Here is a 21,231-nt window from a genome sequence, read left to right as displayed (position 1 = left end):
CTCATCGTTTTTTCCATTTTTTATAAAGAATATGTGACTTTAGTCGATTGTTGTAAATTGGTAAGGGTTGATAATAGTAAAAGTGAGCTTTTTCTTATAGAATAAAGAATGTTATGTTGAGCAATAAGGAAGTGAGAATCGATTTTGAATCAAAAAAAGAAAAAGAAGAAGACACATGTTCCCTTTCGGTTAAATATGTTATTCTTTGTTGTGTTTTTACTTTTTTCTATACTTATCCTGCGTCTTGGTGTAGTCCAAATTGTCTATGGGGATGATTTTAAACGGGAAATTCAGCGGACGGAAGATATTACAGTCAATAATCCTGTCCCCCGCGGTAAAATGTTTGATCGAAATGGGAAGGTTATTGTTGATAACAAGCCATTAAATGCGATCACCTATACGAAATATCAAAATACAAACCAAGAAGAAATGATCCAAACAGCTGAAAAGCTGGCTAGATTAATTAAAGTGGATACGTCTAAAATTCGTGACCGTGATAAGAAGGATTTTTGGATGATCAAGAATCCAGAAAAGGCGAAAGAAAAAATAACAAAAAAAGAATGGACATTATTTGAACAGAAAAAATTGGATGATAAGGATCTTTATCAATTACAACTTCAAAGAATTACTGACAAAGACCTTAGTAGTTTTTCTCAGGAGGACCTAAAAACATTAGCGATTTATCGGCAATTTAACAGCGGCTATGCTTTAACTCCGCAAATCGTGAAAAATAAAAAGGTGTCAGACAAAGAGTTTGCGGTCGTAAGTGAGAATTTGGAGAATCTGCCTGGTGTAGATACGACAACCGATTGGGATCGCAAATATCCATTTGGGAAAACGTTAAGAACGGTCTTAGGCAATGTCACTTCTTCTGAGGAAGGTATTCCAAAGGAACAGATTGAGGAGTATCTTGCCCGGGATTACAGCCGAAACGACCGAGTGGGAAAGAGTTATATTGAAGCGGAATATGAAGATGTACTTCATGGTCAAAAGGCTAAAGTGAAAAACCAGACTGATAAATCTGGAAATGTTTTATCTACAGAGCTTCTTTCGCAAGGTAAACGCGGCAAAGACCTCGTTTTAACCATCGACATGGATTTGCAGCTAAAGGTTGAAAAAATTATTGAAGAAGAACTATGGAAAGCAAAAGCTTATCCAAGAACCGGATTATTAGACCGTGCCTTTGTTGTTTTAATGGACCCTCATACTGGTGAAGTGTTAACCATGGCTGGTAAGCAAATTGCCCGCAATGATAAAACCGGTAGATTGGAAATGAGGGACTTTGCCCTGGGAAATATAACAACCTCTTATAATGTTGGTTCTGCAGTTAAGGGTGCTACAGTTTTAACAGGATATAAAACAGGTGCAATTCATCCAGGGTCAATGCAATTGGATGAACCGTTAAGAATTGCCAGCACGCCAATTAAAGCTTCATGGAAAACCTTTGGGTGGATTAATGATTTACAAGCACTTCAAGTTTCTTCCAACGTCTATATGTGGAAAACTGTTATTGCCATGGCTGGGGGACATTATGCTCCCGGGCAGCCGTTGCCATTGGACTTAACAAAAGTTAATACAATTCGGCAATCCTTTAATCAATTTGGCTTAGGATCTATGACGGGTATCGATCTCCCTAATGAAAGCGCAGGGTTTAAGGGGATTGTAAGACAGCCAGGTAACCTTCTTGACCTTGCAATTGGTCAGTTTGATACGTATACCACTATGCAGCTTGCTCAGTATATCTCTACTATTGCTAATGGTGGGTACCGCGTACAGCCGCATCTTGTAAAGGAAATACGTGAACCAATTATGGAAAAAAATCAATTGGGGCCGATTGTTCAAGAAATTCAACCGAAAATATTAAATCGGATAGATGAAAAGGATTCGTGGATTAATCGTGTAAAAGAAGGATTTAGAATGGTCATGCAGACAACAGGAGGTACAGCTTACAGTTATTTTAAAGGTGCTGATTACAGTCCTGCAGGGAAAACTGGAACGGCTCAAGCATTTTACGATGGACCTGACCGTCAGAAATTTGGGAAAATCCCTCCTGAGGTGATGAACTTAAGTCTTGTGAGTTTTGCGCCATCTAATAACCCTGAGGTCGCTATGGCTGTTTTAGTTCCATGGGTTTATCAAGGAAATAGCGGACCAAGTGTAAACAACTATATTGGCCGCCGAGTATTAGATGCTTATTTTGATTTAAAGAAGGAACGGGCAAAGAAAAGTCAAAAAGCGCTATCGGCTGATAAAAATAATGGTTAATAAAAACCTTGTCTCATTTAATTTGAGGCAAGGTTTTTTTGCTTTTTACACATTGATAAAAGTAAAAAAATCGACATGGATTTACAAAAGGTTTACATTCCCTTAAAACACAGTTAACAGTCAGGTATTATCATGAAACATGTAAGCAAAACAAAAAACCACCAAATTTCTTAGGGGGAATTACAGAAAATGAAAAGCTTTAAAAAAATTAGTCTTGCAACAATTTTAGCAGCTTTAATGGTAGTGATGGCTGCCTGTGGAAGCACAACATCCAAGGAAACAAAAGAATCTGCAAAGAATGATCAGTCGAATACAAAAGAACTTTCCGGTTCATTAGTTATCTCCGGTTCAACTGCATTACAGCCATTAGCGTCTGCGGCGGCTGAAGAATTTATGAACAAAAACTCAAAAGTAAGCATCCAAGTAAACGGCGGTGGATCCGGTACTGGTCTATCACAAGTTGCCCAAGGTGCGGTCCAAATTGGTAACTCTGACCTTTTCGCTGAAGAAAAAGGTGTCGATGCAAGCCAATTAGTTGACCATCAAGTTGCTGTAGTTGGTATTACTGCTGCAGTAAACTCTAAAGTTGGTATTAAAGATATTAAAAAAGCTGACCTTATCAAAGTTTTCACTGGTAAAATTACAAACTGGAAAGAGCTTGGCGGAGCAGACCAAAAAATTACGCTTGTAAACCGTCCTGATTCTTCAGGTACACGTGCAGTATTCAATAAGTTAGCATTAGATGGAGCTACTCCTGCTGAAGGCGTTACAGAAGATGCATCAAATACAGTTAAAAAGATTATTAACGAAACTCCAGGTGCAATTGGATACCTTGCATTCTCATATTTAACTGACAACACAGTAACAGCTCTTTCAATCGATGGTGTAGAACCAACTACAGAAAATGTAACAACTGGTAAGTTCCCAGTTTGGGCTTATGAGCATGCTTATACAAAAGGTGAGCCAAACGAAGTAGCAAAAGCATTCCTTGACTACATGATGAGCGATGAAGTTCAAACTAATATTGTAACTAAACAAGGCTATATTCCTGTAACATCAATGAAAGTAGAACGTGATGCAAAAGGGAATGTTACGAATAAGTAATCAAAACAAAGAAAAATGGGGTACCCAGTAATTGGGTACGCCATTTTTCTTGTAATCAATTATTTTTTAATGGGAGGGTTGTTTACATCAACATGAAAGGGTAATGAGTTTATTCCTTTTTCTTTACCATAGAACAGCTCTTGAATTTTTTGATTAGCCTCTTCTGCCTCTGAGTTTACAGATGCTGAACTCCGAGCACCATAGTCTTTAAATCCTTCATTCATTTCTCGATTTGCTTCCTCTGCTTCATTTTCAAATAGACGATCTTTCCTCACTGTAATTCCTCCTTTTTTCCATAGTTATATCTTCTCTGCTTCGGGATATATTATTAATTTTTTATACTCACTACCAACGTATGGATTATTGTTATTTGTTAAAAACTATTTCTGTTCCATTTCATCCGAATTGTAAACTTATGTAAATGTTTTTACAAAAAATTAATATTACTTTACGTAGCGTTTACACAGAATTCAAATGCAGTTAACACTTCACCGTTACTATGTAATATGTAAGGCAGACAAGTAATCAAAATCCTTAGGGGGAATGAATAAATGAAAAGCATAAAAAAGTTTAGCCTTGTAACAATTTTAGCAGCTTTAATGGTAGTAATGGCTGCCTGTGGAGGCGGAACAAATAAAGATCAATCAAAGAATAATGACGGAGCTAACACAAAAGAACTTTCTGGTTCTTTAGTAATTTCCGGTTCGACAGCATTGCAGCCTTTAGCGTCTGCAGCGGCTGAGGAATTTATGAACAAAAATTCAAAAGTAAGCATCCAAGTAAATGGCGGTGGGTCTGGTACAGGTCTATCACAGGTTGCACAGGGTGCGGTTCAAATTGGTAACTCTGACCTTTTTGCTGAAGAAAAAGGAATGGATGCAAGTCAGTTAGTTGACCATAAAGTCGCTGTAGTTGGAATTACAGCTGCAGTAAACCCTAAAGTCGGAATCAAAGATATTAAAAAAGCGGATCTTATCAAAGTTTTCACTGGTAAAATCACTAACTGGAAAGAACTTGGCGGTGCAGACCAAAAAATTACGCTTGTAAACCGTCCGGATTCTTCAGGTACTCGTGCAGTATTCAATAAATTGGCTTTAGATGGTGCAACTCCTGCTGAAGGAATTACAGAAGATGCTTCAAATACAGTTAAAAAGATTATTAATGAAACTCCAGGCGCAATTGGATATCTTGCTTTCTCATATTTAACTGATGATACAGTAACAGCTCTTTCAATCGATGGAGTAGCACCAACTACTGAAAATGTAACAACTGGTAAATTCCCAGTTTGGGCTTATGAGCATGCATATACAAAAGGTGAGCCAACTGGAGCAGCAAAAGCGTTCTTAGATTACATGATGAGCGATGAAGTTCAAACGAATATCGTAACTAAACAAGGTTATATTCCTGTAACACAAATGAAAGTAGAACGTGATGCAAAAGGGAATGTTTCGAACAAGTAATTGAAATACTAAATGAAAAGGGTGTGTCATCAAAAGTAAACCTTTTGGTGCACACCTTTTTTAGTTACATTTTCATATACCGATCATGAAATACATTGAGGAAAATTAATCATCTTTACAAAAACTTAATATTACTTTACCTATCCTTTACATTGAATTCAAATTAGATTAACACTTTGACGTTAATATGTAACAAGTAAGGCAAACAGTAAATGTATCAGGGGGTACCCTGTTAAAACGTAAGATAGGGGTGTTTTACTTTTATATGGAAAAAGTGATTCCAGCAAAAGATAGATTATTAAAATCACAAAAGAATTGGATGAACGGGGAAGTAAGAGGAAAGATCATTGTTTTTATATGTGCGATTATCATGATATCAGCAACGATTGCGATTACAATTTTTCTAGGGCAAAAAGGATTGCAATCTTTTATCAAAGATGGTGTAAATCTTTTTGATTTCGTAACCGGTAAGATTTGGAATCCTACCGACCCAGCAAAGCCGCTGTACGGAGCACTTCCATTTATTTTGGGATCTTTCGCAGTAACGTTTCTTTCGGCACTTATTGCTGCACCATTAGGAATTGGCGGAGCCATTTTTATGACTGAAATTGCGCCATCTTGGGGAAGAAAAATACTACAACCCGTAATAGAACTTTTAGTAGGTATTCCTTCTGTTGTTTATGGATTCATTGGACTTACAGTATTGGTACCATTTATAAGAGGACATGTTGGTGGACTCGGGTTTAGTTTGCTTTCAGGAATGATTGTGCTTTCGATTATGATCTTACCGACTGTAACAACAATTGCTACAGATGCTATGAGTTCTCTTCCGAATAATCTTCGAGAAGGATCATATGCGCTAGGTGCAACTCGTTGGCAAACCATTCGAAAAGTGTTAATTCCGGCAGCCTTGCCAAATTTATTGACAGCAGTTGTTCTAGGGATGTCTAGAGCATTTGGAGAAGCGTTAGCCGTACAAATGGTTATTGGAAATGTGAAAACCATGCCTCACAGTCTTTTAGATGCATCAGCCACATTAACAACGATTATTACTTTAAATATGGGCAACACGACGTTTGGAAGCCCTGAAAATAATGTTTTATGGTCTTTGGGGTTAATTTTATTAATAATGTCATTCGCTTTTATTCTTTTGATTCGCTACCTTTCATCTAGGAGGAAGATTTAATGAATTCGAGAGTAGCCGATCGGATCGCAACAGGTGTTTTTGTTCTGATTGCCGTCATTATCATTGCAGTTTTAGTGGGTTTATTTGGTTTTATTTTATTTCACGGTTTGCAGCATGTTTCTTTCAAGTTTCTAACCACCCCATCAAGTAATATGATGGCTGGCGGAGGAATTCGCGATCAATTATTTAATTCATTTTATGTCCTGTTTATTACGATGTTGATTACTATTCCTCTAGGCGTTGGCGGCGGGATTTATATGGCTGAATACGCTAAACCGGGGAAAGTGACAAATTTTATTCGCTCTTGTATCGAGGTTTTGGCTTCCATGCCTTCGATTGTAATTGGGATGTTCGGTCTATTAATGTTTGTTACCTTAACAGGTTGGGGCTACACCATTTTAGGGGGAGCACTTGCACTTACTGTTTTTAACTTACCTGTAATGGTAAGGGTTAGTGAAGATGCGATTCGTACGGTTCCACGGGAGTTAAAGGAAGCGAGCCTTGCACTTGGAATCACTCATTGGCATACGATTAAGACGGTTTTATTGCCAAGTGCCTTTCCGGTTATTTTGACGGGTGCAATCCTTGCTTCAGGTCGTGTCTTTGGTGAGGCAGCAGCTTTATTGTTCACAGCTGGATTATCAACACCAAGATTAGATTATACGGATTGGAATCCTTTTTCTGATGTGTCACCATTGAATATCTTCCGTCCTGCTGAAACTTTGGCAGTTCATATTTGGTCGGTTAATACCCAAGGGTTAATTCCGGATGTTAAAGACGTTTCAAACGGTTCAGCAGCTGTTTTAGTACTTTCTGTTTTAATTTTCAACCTGCTTGCCAGATGGATTGGCAGTCTAATTCATAAAAAGATTACTGCTACTAAATAAAGAAAAAGGTGAGATTGGATGGTTACAGCCATGAAAGAAAGAGAAACAGTAGAAACTGCAGCAAACCTAGAAGAGTATATTACTCCAATACCAAAAGAAAACATACTAAAGGTAGATAATCTTGAAATTTTTTACGGTGAAAAACGTGCAGTGAACGGTATTTCAATGGATATTGAAAAAAACTCCGTTACAGCACTAATAGGTCCTTCAGGGTGCGGAAAGTCTACATTTTTACGCAGTATTAATAGAATGAATGACCTTATCCCAGGAGCGCGGGCAGAAGGGGAAATTAATTATGAAGGTCTCAATATTTTATCGGATCAAATCAATGTAGTTGCATTGAGAAAAGAAATTGGAATGGTTTTTCAAAAGCCAAATCCATTTCCAAAATCAATCTACGAAAATATTACCCATGCACTAAAGTTTAGTGGAATAAGAAAGAAAAGTCAGCTCGACGAGATCGTAGAGGAGAGCCTACAAAAAGCAGCTCTATGGGATGAAGTGAAAGACAGACTTCACAAATCAGCTCTTTCTCTTTCAGGTGGGCAGCAGCAGCGTCTTTGCATTGCACGGACGATTGCCATGAAACCAACGGTTATGCTTTTGGACGAACCTTCTTCTGCGCTTGACCCAATCTCGAATGCAAAGGTAGAGGACTTGATTGTTGAATTGAAAAAAGATTACTCCATAATCATTGTAACCCATAATATGCAGCAGGCATCACGGATTTCCGATAAAACAGCCTTCTTTTTAAATGGTGACTTAATCGAGTACGATGCAACAGAAAAGATATTTACAAATCCTTCAGTACAAAAGACAGAGGAATATATTTCAGGAAGGTTTGGCTAAGGAGGATATTATGACTTCAATAACAGTTCACAGACAAGCTTTTCAAATAAATGATTTAAACTTGTGGTACGGAGATCACCACGCACTCAAGAGTATAAACTTTCCAATTAACAAAAAAGAAGTAACGGCGATTATTGGTCCTTCAGGATGCGGGAAATCAACGTTTATTAAAACCTTAAACTTAATGATTAACTATGTACCAAATGTAAAAATGACTGGGGAAATTAATTATAATGACCAAAATATCTTAAATGAAAAAACGGACCTTGTAGACCTGAGAAAAAATGTTGGTATGGTTTTTCAAAAAGGTAATGTTTTTCCTCAATCGATTTTTGATAACGTAGCATATGGACCTAGAATCCATGGAGTTAAACGAAAAGTCCATTTGGAGGAAATTGTCACAAAGGCATTAATAGATGTAGCGTTATGGGATGAAGTAAAGGACCGTCTACATGCACCGGCACTAGGTCTTTCCGGTGGACAGCAGCAAAGATTGTGCATTGCAAGGGCACTGGCAACTAAACCGGATGTTCTACTTATGGATGAGCCTACTTCCGCTCTTGATCCAATTTCCACCTTGAAAATTGAGGAATTAATCCTAGAATTGAAAGAAAAATATACCATTGTTATTGTAACACACAATATGCAGCAGGCATCCAGAGTATCAGATAAGACTGCCTTCTTTTTAATGGGAGAGTTAATTGAGTTAGACGAGACAGCTAAAATATTCTCGCAGCCTTCAGACCAACGTACTGAGGATTATATTTCAGGAAGATTCGGATGATAGAGGTGATAAAATGAGTACAAGATCGAATTTCGACAATCAATTAAATGAGTTAAAAAAATTAGTATTGGATATGGCAAAAAAGTCGGAAATTGCCATTAAGGATGCAATGGATGCCCTCATCCAACAAGATCTTGAAAAGGCTAAAGAGATTATAAATGCAGATAATATTATTGATGATTTAGAGCAAGACATTAATAATAAAGCAATCATTCTTATAGCGAAAGAATCACCAGTAGCAACAGACCTCAGAAGAATTATTGCAGCCTTAAAAATTTCTTCAGAGGTGGAGCGTATAGGTGATTTAGCCGTAAATATTGCAAAATCCTCACTTCATATTGGGCAGGAAAAGCACGTTAAAGAAATCATCGATATTCCGAACATGATGAATCTGGCACTAGAAATGTTGTCTGAAGCCTTATCAGCCTTTTATACTGAGGATATAACACTTGCACAAAGCTGTGCAGAGAAAGATGATATAGTAGATGAAATGTACGGGAATTTGGTCCACGAATTAATGGGCTATATTCCCAAAAATCCGAATGCAACCAATCAGATTACTCAATTAGCATATGTCTGCCGCTACATTGAAAGAATTGCTGATCATTCCACCAATATTTCAGAAAATGTTATCTTTTTAGTAACAGGAAACCGTTATAATTTGAATGCTTAAAAATCAATGTAAACACCCAAGGATGAGGCCATAAAACGCCTCATCTTTTTTATTTTCACTTAAAAAAATGTCGTAACCATTCATTCGGATATGAGGAAAATGTTAATTTCTTATTGATAGAAGGTGTTTGTTCTCAAAAATAAATTTTTTCCAAGTCATAATTAACTATGTCATAAGGAATAGCAAGATACGACAAAATGTGTTTATTGTGCCTTTTACGTTCAAGTGATACGATAAAATTATAAAAAATATGAATAATTTGGAATTTTAAGCATAAAATGATTGTTTACCATTAGGAGGGCATTATGATTGATGAAATAATAAAACTACGAGAGGAAGGATTATCGTTTAGAAAAATCGCCTCAGAACTAGACACAACGGTAGGAAGAGTCCAATATCGCTGGAATAAATGGATCAATAGGAATGAAAGAAATACGAACGATGAACCGGATATACAAAACAATAAGGAAAACCAATCCTCTGCAAGCGGGTCTCCTTCGGCCTTTGTTCCCGTAAAGGGGGAGTTGACAGCAAGGCTTGTCACACCACAGAAAATGATCCTATTCTGGGAAGTTTCCGAATTACCTCGAAATGTTATTCAACTATTCTTTGATCAGCCATTTGATGATTTCATATCCGTTGTTCGGATTTACGATGTAACTGACATGACCTTTAATGGCAGAAATGCACATCATTTCTATGAGATAGCCGTACCTTACCAAAATGGTCATTGGTATGTAAAGGGGTTACTTTCTAATCGTCATTATATTGCTGAACTTGGTGTCAAACTCGGAGCGGGCTTTTTTCCAATTATTCGATCCAATACCATTCAAACTCCATCAATGGAGACGGTAAGTGGATATCAAATAAGTGATAACCTAAACCAGTTTCAAAAAATAGAGACACAAACTCCAAAATGGATTGACCATGTAAGCACCTATACTTACTATGCACAAACAGAAAACATGGAGGAGAACAATGGATAATACAAAATACTCGCTCACTGATATGGAGCGGATATCTCAGATTCATCGCCCATTAAACATTTTGATGTTAAGTTGGGAGTACCCTCCGCATGTAGTGGGTGGGCTTTCAAGGCATGTATATGGATTATCTGTTCATCTTGCCGAATTGGGTCATGAGGTTCATGTTGTCTCATTGCTAAGAAATGACTTGCCTTCTTATGAAAAAATAAATGATGTTCATATACATCGCGTTAAGCCATTGAACGAACAGGATGAGGATTTTCTATCCTGGATCGGCGGACTTAACTTGGCGATGGCGTATAAAGTGGCAAAATTGGCTGATGAATATAGCTTCAGTATGATTCATGCTCATGATTGGCTCGTAGGGACCGCAGCCATTGCCTTAAAGGATTCGTTATCCATTCCATTACTAGCTACCATTCATGCTACAGAATATGGAAGGAATAATGGGATTTATACTGAAATGCAGAAGTTTATTCATAGCAAAGAGCAGCAGCTTGTATCAGCGGCTCACCAAGTTATTGTATGCAGCGAATATATGGTTGAGGAAGTGACCTCTATTTTTGATGCAGCTGCTGAAAAATTAGCCATTATTCCAAATGGGGTTGATTTGTTAACCAATAGCGAAGAATCAGTTGATTTTCCCCATAATCTCCAAGATAAAAAATATATCTTTTCAATGGGAAGAATGGTGAAGGAAAAAGGATTCGAAACGATAATCGAGGCGGCAGCCATTGCAAAGGAGCTAAAGCTTGAATACACCTTTGTAATTGCCGGAAAAGGCCCGATGCTGGATACCTATCGTAAGCTGATTCAAGAAAAACATTTGGAAGACAAGATCACGTTTATTGGCTTTATATCCGAGCAGGAGCGAAATACTTTCATACAAAATTGTGAAATGGTCGTTGTTCCAAGCTTGTATGAACCTTTTGGAATTGTTGCACTTGAATCAATGGTTCTTGGAAAGCCGACAATTGTTTCAAAAACAGGCGGATTAAAAGGGATTGTGAAACATTTGCAAACGGGGTTGCTAATGACTCCTGGAGATGCCAAAAGCTTATTGGAACAAATTTTATTTATTTACAAAAATCCTAAAAAGGCAGCGGAGATGGCTAAAGAGGGTCAGCTGGTGATGAAAAGCTTATATAGCTGGAAACGCGTTGCAATGGAGACAAGCAGATTAATCGAAGATCTATTATTAATCCAATTAGTGGATGAAACAGAATGCTAAGTAAATACCCTATTTAGGGCAAAAAGGTGGTGTTAATCCGATGAGCCTAATGGAGCCGTTAAAGATTGTTCCAACCTCCCTTAATCATTTCGTTATCGAGCAGCTGCAGTTAATTCCGGGAATATGGGTAAATGGTAAAGTTTATTGGATGCAAAATTGTACAGAAAAAGTAATTTACGATGAAGAATTGGTAATTAAGCTAAAACTTGAGCATATCCATTCAAAAATTTCCTTCGCAAAAATCTACATTAGTAATCACAGCATAGCAACAAAAGAAATCAAAGTTTTAGTTATGCATCATAATCCGAATTTAACGGGGGAGAATTTTACGTTTATCTCTCCGGTGGAGAATCGTATTTTTCATCTTACCAATGAAAAGCTAATCCTCGTAAATGGTAAATACAATGGTTCTGACATGAAAGAATGTACTGTTCATCCGTCATGGAATATCTTTACTGATAAACTATGGAGTAATTTAAATAAAGGCAGCTTAGTGTACCAGCCTATGGCAAAGGGTCCGGCTGCAAGTGTTTTTACGATGAAAATGTCAATAGGGCCTCGTGATACCAATAAAATCAGTACTTGGGCAATCAATGGGAGCAATAAAAATGAGCTTATTTCTATGGAATGTGCACTTTTAAAAAACACACTAGCATTTCCTTTCGAAAAATGATATTATAGAAAAGTCGTATGAACGAACTAGCTTAATGGTTTGGAGGGAAATCAACATGCGTGTAAATATTACGCTAGCTTGCACTGAGTGTGGAGACCGTAACTATATTTCAACAAAAAATAAACGTAATAACCCAGATCGTCTTGAGCTTAAGAAATATTGCCCAAGAGAAAAACGTACAACCGCACACCGCGAAACAAAATAAGCAGTAGGAGCTTCCTGCTGCTTTTTTTGTTGTCCTAAAATAAGGAGGAATCCGATAATGATCGATAAAAGATCCTTTCGAAAACAAATGATGGATAGATTATCACAAGTTTCGAGGCCTATTTATGAAGACCTCTCTTATAAAATTGCCAATCGGATGTTTGATGAACAAGATTGGAAAAATGCACGCGTTATTGGAATTACCATTTCTAAAGTACCTGAGGTAGATACATATCAAATTATCAGAAAAGCTTGGGAATTGGGAAAACAAGTGGTTGTCCCTAAGTGCCTGCCTAAAGAAAAATTGCTATCTTTCCGAATCTTGACTGAATTCTCGCAGCTTGAATCCGTATATTATGGTTTATTTGAACCAAAAGAGGAACTTACCAAAGAGGTTGAACCTGGCTTAATTGATTTATTAATTGTACCGGGTTTAGCTTATACAAAAGAAGGATATCGAATAGGTTTTGGTGGAGGGTATTATGATCGATTCTTATCAAATTATAGCGGTAAGACAACATCGCTTGCTTTTGATATGCAAGTAGTTCCCGAGTTTAGCATTGAGGAACATGATTTACCGGTTTCAAAGATTATTACGAACCATGAGGTTATTATTATAAAATGATGGAAAAATGGATCATTATTGCTATCATTATCTTTGCCGGAATTCTCGCCTACCTTGTTAAAGCACTTACGAAATCGGGGGCTCTAGCAGCTATAATTGTAGGGGCTGCAGTCATGCTCGGTTTTGGTTTAAATGGTCTTTTTCTCCTTGGGACTTTTTTTGTTTCTTCAAGTTTATGGTCTGAGTATAAAAGCTCTGTGAAGAAAACCATTGAAGAAAAATTAGCAAAAGGAGCAACAAGGGACTGGAGGCAGGTTGCTGCTAATGGTGGTGCTGCAGCTCTTTTCAGTCTAATTAACTTCCTTCAACCTAACATCATTTGGCTGCTTGCTTTTGCTGTTTCACTTGCAAGTGCTAATTCGGATACATGGGCATCGGAAATCGGATCATTAAGTAAAAAAAATCCGCTTTTTATCCGAACATTTAGGCCAGTGGAAAGAGGGACCTCGGGTGCAATCAGTTTTTTGGGTACTAGTGCTGCATTGGCAGGGGCGTTGTTAATTGCTCTTTTAACATTATGGCTATTTCATTTACATATTTTTCTTGCCTTCCTTATTTTTCTATTCGGTTTTTTGGGTAATTTGATTGATACGTTATTTGGGGCTTTTTATCAACAATTATACAAGTGCAGTCAGTGCGGGATTGAGACGGAAAGACGAATTCATTGTCAAAAGGAAACCTTACGGATAAAAGGTATTAACTATATTGATAATGACATGGTAAACTTTTTATCGGGTTTAATTGCAGCATTATTGGCATTGGGTATAGTGCTTTTAGTAGTATGAAAACTATTTTTTAAAGGTGGGTTTGAAATGGTCAATCGAGTGAATCGGGTTGCGCTTATTGGAACAGGTTTTGTTGGTTCAAGTTATGCTTTTGCTCTTTTAAATCAAGGGATAACAGAAGAGCTTGTCCTGATTGATTTAAATAAGGAAAAAGCTGAGGGTGATGCCATGGATTTAAATCACGGTCTGCCTTTCGCCCCTTCCCATACAAAAATTTGGTATGGAAGCTATAAAGATTGTGATCAAGCTGATCTTGTAGTCATAACCGCTGGGGCTAATCAAAAGCCCGGTGAAACAAGACTGGATCTTGTTGAAAAAAACACAAGGATTTTTAAAGGCATTGTCCAAGAGATTATGTCTTGCGGTTTTGATGGGATTATTCTTGTAGCAACAAATCCTGTAGATATCTTAACTTATGCTGTTTGGAAATTCTCCGGTCTTCCGAAAGAAAGGGTTATCGGTTCAGGCACAATTCTCGATACGGCCAGATTCCGGTATTTATTAGGCGATTATTTTAGTGTGGATGCCCGTAACGTACACGCTTATATCATTGGAGAACATGGTGATACGGAATTACCTGTCTGGAGTCATGCTGATATCGCGGGTATCTCCATTTCAGAATGGACAAAAAATAAAGAAGGCTACACAAAAGATGACCTTAATCAAATCTTTTTAAATGTTAGGGATGCTGCCTACCAGATCATCGAACGAAAAGGAGCAACCTTTTACGGAATTGCTATGGGACTTGTAAGGTTAACCAAAGCGATATTACAAAATGAAAATTCTGTCTTAACCGTTTCGACGTATCTCGATGGGGAATATGGGCATAGAGATCTATATATCGGGGTTCCTGCAGTGGTTAACCGTAATGGTATTCGAGAAGTTGTAGAGTTGGATTTAAGTGAGGAAGAAAGAAATAAATTTGCAAATTCAGTCGCTGTTTTAAAGAAAACAATGGGGCCGGTGTTAAAAAATATTTAACCTATAAGGTTTGAGTTCCTCCATTGATTTTGTCCCATTATTATTGGTAACAATGGATAAAACTTATATCTATTACACAGAATAGTTGTAGGAGGGATCTATTATGTCTCGTGCTATTACATCTATTTTTTTAATTGGTTCCATCGGGTATTTTGGATTTCGTTACCGATATCGGCTTATTAATTTGCTGCTGGCATCCGGCTGGCTACGCCGCCTTGCGGTAGGTTCCATTATGAGTTTCCCAGGAGTAAAAAATAAAATGCTGCAAACTGTTTTTGGAGGACCATCTGAAAGGTGAAAACCGCAGATGGTTTTTTTTATTCTGTAGAAACCATAATAAAATTGCCGGAATGAGGACATTTAGTCATGGATTTGAATGGATTTCGGTTATAATGAAACCATCCAATAATTATTCATTCTATATAGCTATTACTTAGATAGAAAGTGGGAGGAGTATTGAATAAAGAGGAATTCATCTTTTGGCGCTTAGCTCATTTCTTTATTACAGAACAAGGTTATCGCATCATTCAATTATTTGATAATCAAAAAGAGCTATGGCTAGAAAAATTAGAAAATAAGAACGCACCTATAGTACGTTTATACAATCAAGACCTTAATTGGAGCAATTCCATGCAAAGGGATATCGAATTTACCGCAGCGAATGGAGAGAATATTCGTAAACAACTTCGTCGTGGTGATTTGATTATGGCGAACATTTATATCAGTTCCTATCCACCAGTAGATGAATATGAATATCGTCTGGAAAAGCCTTATTTTTATCCGGAGGGAAATAAAACCTCAATTGTCTCTATTTTATTTGCAAATGAGAATTATGAAACAGGCTTTCAAACTCTTTCTCGTCTACTAGAGAAGCAGGTATTCTTCGATATTAATGACTCGTATACAGAAGAAACCATCCAGGCTTTAAAAAAATCTACACTTGAGTCTGCTTTAAATCAGGCAGAAGCGGAAAAAGCTGTTTTTGAAAATGGTAGGCCGTTATTTACCTATTTATTCATGATTGTGCAAGTCCTCGTCTTTTTTTGGCTGGAAATGCACGGAGGAAGTACCAACAATTCCACATTAATTAAATATGGGGCCAAATTTAATCCTCTTATCTATGAAGGTCAGTGGTGGCGTTTTATTACACCAATCTTCCTTCATATTGGTTTTTTGCATTTAGCTATGAATACACTTGCATTATATTATTTAGGAGTTGCCGTTGAAAGATTATATGGTAATCTACGATTCCTTTTTATTTACTTGTTCGCTGGTATTGTTGGGGTTATTGCCAGTTTTATTTTTAGCCCAAATCTATCAGCAGGAGCCAGCGGCGCCATTTATGGATGTTTTGGAGCATTGCTTTATTTTGGAATGATACAGCCAAAGCTTTTTTTCAGAACAATAGGCCTCAATTTAATTGTTGTTCTGGGAATCAATCTTGTTTTTAGTTTTACAGCTTCGGGTATCGATAGTGCTGGTCACTTGGGGGGCTTAGTAGGAGGATTTCTTGCAGCCGGAGTGGTTTACCTTCCAAAGCAGAAAAAAGTATTCCTCCAAGCAGTATTTTTCCTATTGGCTGCAGCTCTTATTTGGGGGTCCTTATCTTATGGGTATAGTTCTGGCGCAAGGACAAGAGATGAAAGCTCCAGTTTAGCCCTTGCCCAAGAATATATAAAGCAGGATAATTATGATCAGGCTTATCAGGTATTAAGGGAAACAGAAAAAAAATTAAAGAGTCCTTCGGCAAATGTTTATTTTCTTCTATCTTACACGGAAATTAAAAAGGGAATGCTTTCGGAGGCAAAAATTCATTTAGACAAAGCGATCCAGTTGTACCCTGATTTTGAAGAAGCTTATTATAATCTTGCGCTGATTAATATCGAGGAAGGGGACTTTAAAGAAGCGAAGGTAAATGCGGAAAAAGCCGTTAAGATAAATCCAAACCGCAAGGATTACTCGGATTTAGTCCAAAAAATTAACCAACATCTTCAATAATCTTTTGTCCGGAATAATTCGGATTTTACTGTTGCTGTTACAAAAATATTTTCTTGAGGCGTGAATTGGCATAAGGTATACTTTTTTTGTACGATTCATTGTATTTCCAATTTATAGAATTTTAAGGGGCAGGAAATGAAAACAGTTTACGAGATTCAGCAATTTTTAAAACAATTTGGAACGATTATTTATATTGGTGATCGAGTGGCCGATATGGAACTGATGGAAACGGAATTAAAAGAACTTTATCAATCTCAATTAATTGAACCAAAAGAATACCAAACAGCAGTATTGATCCTAAGACAAGAGATTCAATTTCAAAAAGAAAAAAGTCGAAGATAGGTGAATAAATTGCAAGATAAATGGATTGTAGGCGTGGACCTTGGCGGCACAACGACAAAATTAGCATTTCTGACTACTAGTGGAGAGATCCTACAAAAGTGGGAAATACCAACTGATAATTCAGATGAAGGCCGAAATATTACCTGTAATATTGCAAAGGCGATTAATGAAAAATTAGCAAGTCTCGGTGAAAATAAAAATAGATTAATCGGAATTGGGATGGGTGCTCCAGGTCCGGTTGACTATGAAAATGGAGTAATCCTGAATGTTGTCAATTTAGGATGGAAAGAGAACTATCCCCTTAAGGAACAACTAGAAGTAACGACCGCTCTTCCTGCTGCAATTGAAAATGATGCGAATTGTGCAGCGCTAGGTGAAATGTGGAAAGGGGCGGGTGGTGGAGCAAAAGATTTAGTTTGTGTCACGCTTGGTACCGGTGTTGGCGGCGGAGTCATAATCGGCGGGAACATTGTCCAAGGTTCTAATGGTGCTGCTGGGGAAATCGGACATATTACGGCTATTCCAAATGGCGGTGCACCTTGTAATTGCGGGAAAACCGGTTGTCTTGAAACGGTTGCTTCAGCAACGGGGATTGTCCGGTTAGCAACGAAAGAAATTTTAAAAGGCGATTTAAAAGGTGAATTAGCTGCGAAACAGGCTGCAAACGGTAAAATAACGGCAAAGGATGTTTTTGACTCTGCAAGAAATGGAGACCAGATGGCAGTAAAAGTATTAGATGAGGTAACATTTCATTTAGGTCTCGTTTTAGCAAATATCGGAAATACCCTGAATCCGCAAAAAATAGTTATAGGCGGCGGTGTTTCAAAAGCTGGTGATATCCTCTTAAACTCTGTGAAACAACAATTTAATCAATTTGCATTTTCTTCCGTTAAGAAATCAACAGAGCTCGCATTAGCGACATTAGGAAATGATGCAGGTGTCATCGGTGCAGCATGGCTGATTAAAAATAAATTAAATTTATAAATCATCGGAAACCTGCCATCGCAGGTTTTTTGTTTTATAAAATTCATCTTTTTCTTTTCTTTTCATATGATTTTTATGATGGGAGGGGGAAAAATGGAGGTCCTGTTTCGATCTGAAGACTCCTTATGGTATTATAGCAGGCTATTTATGGTACCGTTAAATTTGATTGAGGACTCAAATCGTGATATAAATCCGAAGAATATCGAAACCTCAAAGAAAATAATCATTCCTGGTTATGAAGCAGTCCCATACAGAATAAAAAACGGGGATACGTTAGCCGGAATAGCTGCTTCAAATAATTTTCCACCAGATGCCTTACTTTTACTAAATCAAACACAAAAACCTGATCAATTGCTCCCGAATGAAACCATCCTACTACCTGAAAGAGTCACAATGCCTTTTTTAACTACCACAAAGCCATGTTGTTCTGCAATTCTTTACGACGCAATCTCTTCACTAGAAAGGGTTTACCCTTTTATCAACGTGTCTATCATAGGGAAAAGTGTCTTAGGAAACCCAATCCATGAAATCAGAATTGGGAAAGGAACAAAAAAAGTTCATATGAATGCATCCTTTCATGCAAATGAATGGATCACCACCTTGATTTTGATGGATTTGTTAAATCATTATTTACTCTCGGTAACAAATGGAATGGCCTTTAGGGGAGTTTCTTCTTTACAATTGTACCAAAGTGTAGAGCTTTCTATTGTACCCATGGTTAATCCGGATGGGGTTGACCTTGTTATAAATGGGCCGCCTGAATCAGTTCGCAAGAAAGTGATGAAAATTAATAATGACAGCGATGATTTCGTTCACTGGAAAGCGAATATTCGCGGGGTGGATTTGAATAATCAATATCCGGCAAAATGGGAGATTGAAAAAGAGCGGAAACTGCCGAAGCTGCCGGCTTCAAGAGACTTTCCCGGGAATGCTCCGTTAACTGAACCTGAAGCGATTGCCATGGCTAAATTAGCGAAAAGCACTCCTTTTGACTGTGTTGTCGCTTTTCATACCCAGGGAGAAGAATTTTATTGGGGATATGAGGGTTTGGAACCACCTGAAGCTGAGAAGATTGCAAAAGAAATGGAACGATTAAGCGGGTATAAAGCCATTCAGTATGTTGACAGTCATGCAGGGTATAAGGATTGGTATATTCAGGAATTTAAGCGTCCTGGCTTTACCATTGAGCTAGGAAGGGGGATAAATCCGCTTCCTCTTTCAAAATATGAAGAAATTTACTTACGGGCTGAGGCGATTTTTTTAGCTGCGCTACTTCATTCATAATTTAAAAAACACGCCTTGTAAAATTAAAAAATTCTCATTAAAATAATCGGTAATGGATCTTTTTATTTACTTTGGAAAGCCGTTAAAACGGCTTTTTCATTTTTTGGGGACTGAAACATTCTGTTAATATGAACGTCTTAAATTATATATAGAATTTTTAAACGGAGGGGTTTGGATTGGTTCATTTTGGAATACAAAAAGCTGTCCGATATATTTTTCCAATCATTTTGTTTCTTTCCCTCCTCCTTGGAGCTTGTAATCTTCAAACGCAAAAAAAATCTAATCAGACTCCCCAAAAAAAAAATGGAACTACTTTCTCCATAAAGGATTGGAAGCTCCCGCTTACTGTCTCGAAGGGTGAGTTTTTTAAGATCGCAGGCTGGGTTTCTGAAAATCAAATCCTATATATTACGAATATAGAACAATCCTCAAATATTTATATTTATGATTTCTTAACGGGGAAAAGTAAGTTTGTTTTTAAAACAGATTCCCCAATTGTTAATGTTCAAATAAGTCCGTCTAAAAAGTACTTCTTAGTACAGTCCTCCCCTTCTACCTATGAAGGTTTGATTGAGATTATAAATCAAGAAGGGAAAGTATCTTGGAAACACCCCATGGCATCTTATGAATTAGAATTTGAATGGAATCCCTACGACGAATCAAAAATCCTTATTTCAAACTTTAATGAAGACTGGACCTTTAAACTTTTTTTAATTGAAATGAATCATTCAAAAATGAAAGGGATTTCTGTGCCCCAGCCTTTTCTTCAATGGGTAAATCGAGACCGGATTGCCTATTTAAAATGGGATGAAAAAAAATCAACACTATCTGCACCGCTAGTTTTTAAGGACTTGGAGAATGGAGAGGAAAGGCCAGTGTTCTCTGGTGTGTTTCATTTTACCGTGTTTCCTGATTTGCTTTTAACCATCGAAGCAAATAAGGTGGATAAAACAAACTCGACATATACATTTTTTGACAAAAAATTAAAGCCTATTTTCTCATTTTCCATTCCACAGCTTACTAACTATTCGGATTGGGTCGTGCCCAATTATGATTTTATCGAAAATAAAAAGGAATTTATTGCTTTTAGTCCATTAGAAAGTACCGAGGCTGACTCGTATACGGAGGGGTTTAATCTTGTTACATATAATCTTAAGGATGGAAAACACCAGTTAATCCTCTCTGGGATGAACGATGCTCCGCTAAGTTGTTCACCATCGGGGAATGCTTGCTTATATGGGAACAGCTTTGAAAAGCTGATTGATTTAAATACCAAAAAAATTTACGATTTGATAAAAGAATGACTGTGAAAAGCCATTCTTTTTTTCTTGCTTTGCCAGGTATGATAAAATCACACTGTACTAAAAATTAATGAACCAAGCAGGTGATTAGGATGGCAATTGTTGATGTTACCGTTATTCCACTGGGGACTGAAACACCTAGTGTGAGTAAATACGTGGCTAGTGTACAAAAGGTATTAAAAAGATATGAGGCAGAGGGGAAAATTCATTACCAGTTGACCCCCATGAATACGATTATTGAAGGGGACCTGCCCGTTTTATTTGAAGTGATTCAGGCGATGCACGAAGCACCATTTGCAGAGGGGATTCAGCGGGTAGCAACAAATATCCGTGTGGATGACCGCAGGGATGTAAAAAGAAGCATGGAGTATAAGGTAGATAAAGTAAATAGCCTTTTGCAAGATTAATAAAAAAGACTGCCTAAAGGGCAGTCTTCTCTATATTGTCTTAGTGCGTTCCAGTCGGAATTCCGTGGTGAATGATGGTCATGACAACAAACCAGCCAAAGACCAAGAATGAAGCGACTCCCCAAAATGCAGCTAATAAATTTTTATTTTTTAGTGCACGAAGTCCAGCAAAGAAAGCAAGGATGGTTACTAAAGCAAAGATAATAACTAAACCCATGAACA

At 37.4% G+C, this 21,231-nt stretch carries 24 protein-coding genes; 22 read left to right on the top strand and 2 right to left on the bottom strand.

Annotated features, from left to right (window positions below):
- The first annotated feature begins 195 nt into the window (after positions 1–195).
- Both RCG21_RS25560 and RCG21_RS25555 read left to right on the top strand, forming a co-directional pair.
- Positions 196–2,265, top strand: a complete 2,070-nt coding sequence (locus RCG21_RS25560) for a peptidoglycan D,D-transpeptidase FtsI family protein (protein ID WP_133334723.1) — start codon at positions 196–198, stop codon at positions 2,263–2,265.
- Positions 2,266–2,454: 189 nt separating this feature from the next.
- Positions 2,455–3,369: a phosphate ABC transporter substrate-binding protein gene (locus tag RCG21_RS25555; protein WP_133334536.1), complete on the top strand. Its 915-nt coding sequence runs from the start codon at positions 2,455–2,457 to the stop codon at positions 3,367–3,369.
- A gap of 59 nt (positions 3,370–3,428) precedes the next feature.
- On the opposite strand, the gene RCG21_RS25550 is transcribed toward RCG21_RS25555, so the two are convergent.
- Positions 3,429–3,644, bottom strand: a complete 216-nt coding sequence (locus RCG21_RS25550) for a hypothetical protein (protein ID WP_133334537.1) — start codon at positions 3,642–3,644, stop codon at positions 3,429–3,431.
- A 276-nt stretch (positions 3,645–3,920) separates the two neighbouring features.
- Here RCG21_RS25550 and RCG21_RS25545 point away from each other — a divergent pair, with 276 nt between their 5' ends.
- The 20 genes from RCG21_RS25545 to RCG21_RS25450 all read left to right on the top strand — a co-directional run bounded on the left by RCG21_RS25545 (position 3,921) and on the right by RCG21_RS25450 (position 21,009).
- Positions 3,921–4,829, top strand: a complete 909-nt coding sequence (locus RCG21_RS25545; protein WP_133334538.1) for a phosphate ABC transporter substrate-binding protein — start codon at positions 3,921–3,923, stop codon at positions 4,827–4,829.
- A gap of 265 nt (positions 4,830–5,094) precedes the next feature.
- Entirely contained in the window at positions 5,095–6,015 is a 921-nt protein-coding gene (pstC, locus tag RCG21_RS25540; protein ID WP_133334539.1) for a phosphate ABC transporter permease subunit PstC, read from the top strand.
- On the top strand, positions 6,015–6,902 hold the full coding sequence (pstA, locus tag RCG21_RS25535) for a phosphate ABC transporter permease PstA (protein WP_133334540.1): 888 nt from the start codon (positions 6,015–6,017) through the stop codon (positions 6,900–6,902). Before pstC ends, pstA begins: the two co-directional genes overlap by 1 nt.
- A 30-nt stretch (positions 6,903–6,932) precedes the next feature.
- Complete coding sequence (gene pstB, locus RCG21_RS25530) at positions 6,933–7,751, top strand: phosphate ABC transporter ATP-binding protein PstB (protein WP_133334725.1); 819 nt, start codon at positions 6,933–6,935, stop codon at positions 7,749–7,751.
- 10 nt (positions 7,752–7,761) lie between these two features.
- Positions 7,762–8,535: a phosphate ABC transporter ATP-binding protein PstB gene (gene pstB, locus RCG21_RS25525; RefSeq protein WP_133334541.1), complete on the top strand. Its 774-nt coding sequence runs from the start codon at positions 7,762–7,764 to the stop codon at positions 8,533–8,535.
- 13 nt (positions 8,536–8,548) lie between these two features.
- Entirely contained in the window at positions 8,549–9,208 is a 660-nt protein-coding gene (phoU, locus tag RCG21_RS25520) for a phosphate signaling complex protein PhoU (protein WP_133334542.1), read from the top strand.
- A gap of 305 nt (positions 9,209–9,513) precedes the next feature.
- Complete coding sequence (locus RCG21_RS25515) at positions 9,514–10,194, top strand: DUF4912 domain-containing protein (RefSeq protein WP_133334543.1); 681 nt, start codon at positions 9,514–9,516, stop codon at positions 10,192–10,194.
- On the top strand, positions 10,187–11,425 hold the full coding sequence (locus tag RCG21_RS25510) for a glycosyltransferase family 4 protein (protein ID WP_133334544.1): 1,239 nt from the start codon (positions 10,187–10,189) through the stop codon (positions 11,423–11,425). The genes RCG21_RS25515 and RCG21_RS25510 overlap by 8 nt, the downstream gene beginning before the upstream one ends.
- A 40-nt stretch (positions 11,426–11,465) precedes the next feature.
- Complete coding sequence (locus RCG21_RS25505; RefSeq protein ID WP_133334545.1) at positions 11,466–12,098, top strand: hypothetical protein; 633 nt, start codon at positions 11,466–11,468, stop codon at positions 12,096–12,098.
- Positions 12,099–12,153: 55 nt separating this feature from the next.
- Positions 12,154–12,303: a 50S ribosomal protein L33 gene (rpmG, locus tag RCG21_RS25500; RefSeq protein ID WP_015594975.1), complete on the top strand. Its 150-nt coding sequence runs from the start codon at positions 12,154–12,156 to the stop codon at positions 12,301–12,303.
- 57 nt (positions 12,304–12,360) lie between these two features.
- The gene (locus tag RCG21_RS25495) at positions 12,361–12,927 is read left to right on the top strand and encodes a 5-formyltetrahydrofolate cyclo-ligase (RefSeq protein WP_208025361.1); all 567 of its coding nucleotides are present in this window, start codon (positions 12,361–12,363) and stop codon (positions 12,925–12,927) included.
- Positions 12,924–13,712, top strand: coding sequence for a DUF92 domain-containing protein (locus tag RCG21_RS25490; RefSeq protein WP_133334547.1), 789 nt, complete (start codon positions 12,924–12,926; stop codon positions 13,710–13,712). Before RCG21_RS25495 ends, RCG21_RS25490 begins: the two co-directional genes overlap by 4 nt.
- Positions 13,713–13,739: 27 nt before the next feature.
- A complete protein-coding gene (locus RCG21_RS25485; protein ID WP_133334548.1) occupies positions 13,740–14,693 on the top strand; it encodes an L-lactate dehydrogenase in 954 nt (317 codons plus the stop codon).
- Between the two features lie 103 nt (positions 14,694–14,796).
- A complete protein-coding gene (gene yqgO, locus RCG21_RS25480) occupies positions 14,797–14,991 on the top strand; it encodes a protein YqgO (RefSeq protein WP_133334549.1) in 195 nt (64 codons plus the stop codon).
- Between the two features lie 158 nt (positions 14,992–15,149).
- The gene (locus RCG21_RS25475) at positions 15,150–16,691 is read left to right on the top strand and encodes a rhomboid family protein (RefSeq protein ID WP_235824793.1); all 1,542 of its coding nucleotides are present in this window, start codon (positions 15,150–15,152) and stop codon (positions 16,689–16,691) included.
- Positions 16,692–16,826: 135 nt separating this feature from the next.
- Positions 16,827–17,033, top strand: a complete 207-nt coding sequence (locus RCG21_RS25470; protein WP_133334551.1) for a YqgQ family protein — start codon at positions 16,827–16,829, stop codon at positions 17,031–17,033.
- Positions 17,034–17,042: 9 nt separating this feature from the next.
- The gene (locus RCG21_RS25465) at positions 17,043–18,017 is read left to right on the top strand and encodes an ROK family glucokinase (protein WP_133334552.1); all 975 of its coding nucleotides are present in this window, start codon (positions 17,043–17,045) and stop codon (positions 18,015–18,017) included.
- A 93-nt stretch (positions 18,018–18,110) separates the two neighbouring features.
- Positions 18,111–19,301 carry a M14 family metallopeptidase gene (locus RCG21_RS25460; protein WP_133334553.1) on the top strand — a complete coding sequence of 397 codons (1,191 nt, stop codon included), beginning with the start codon at positions 18,111–18,113 and terminating at the stop codon, positions 19,299–19,301.
- 176 nt (positions 19,302–19,477) lie between these two features.
- Positions 19,478–20,605, top strand: a complete 1,128-nt coding sequence (locus RCG21_RS25455) for a YqgU-like beta propeller domain-containing protein (protein ID WP_133334554.1) — start codon at positions 19,478–19,480, stop codon at positions 20,603–20,605.
- A gap of 89 nt (positions 20,606–20,694) precedes the next feature.
- Complete coding sequence (locus RCG21_RS25450) at positions 20,695–21,009, top strand: MTH1187 family thiamine-binding protein (RefSeq protein ID WP_133334555.1); 315 nt, start codon at positions 20,695–20,697, stop codon at positions 21,007–21,009.
- 40 nt (positions 21,010–21,049) lie between these two features.
- Here RCG21_RS25450 and RCG21_RS25445 read toward each other — a convergent pair whose 3' ends face one another.
- Positions 21,050–21,226, bottom strand: coding sequence for a DUF2759 domain-containing protein (locus RCG21_RS25445; RefSeq protein ID WP_026572464.1), 177 nt, complete (start codon positions 21,224–21,226; stop codon positions 21,050–21,052).
- Positions 21,227–21,231 lie beyond the last annotated feature (5 nt).

Source organism: Bacillus salipaludis (assembly GCF_030938565.1).
In the GTDB taxonomy this organism is placed as follows: Bacteria; Bacillota; Bacilli; order Bacillales; family Cytobacillaceae; genus Neobacillus; species Neobacillus salipaludis_A.
This window is presented reverse-complemented; position numbering and strand designations above follow the sequence as displayed.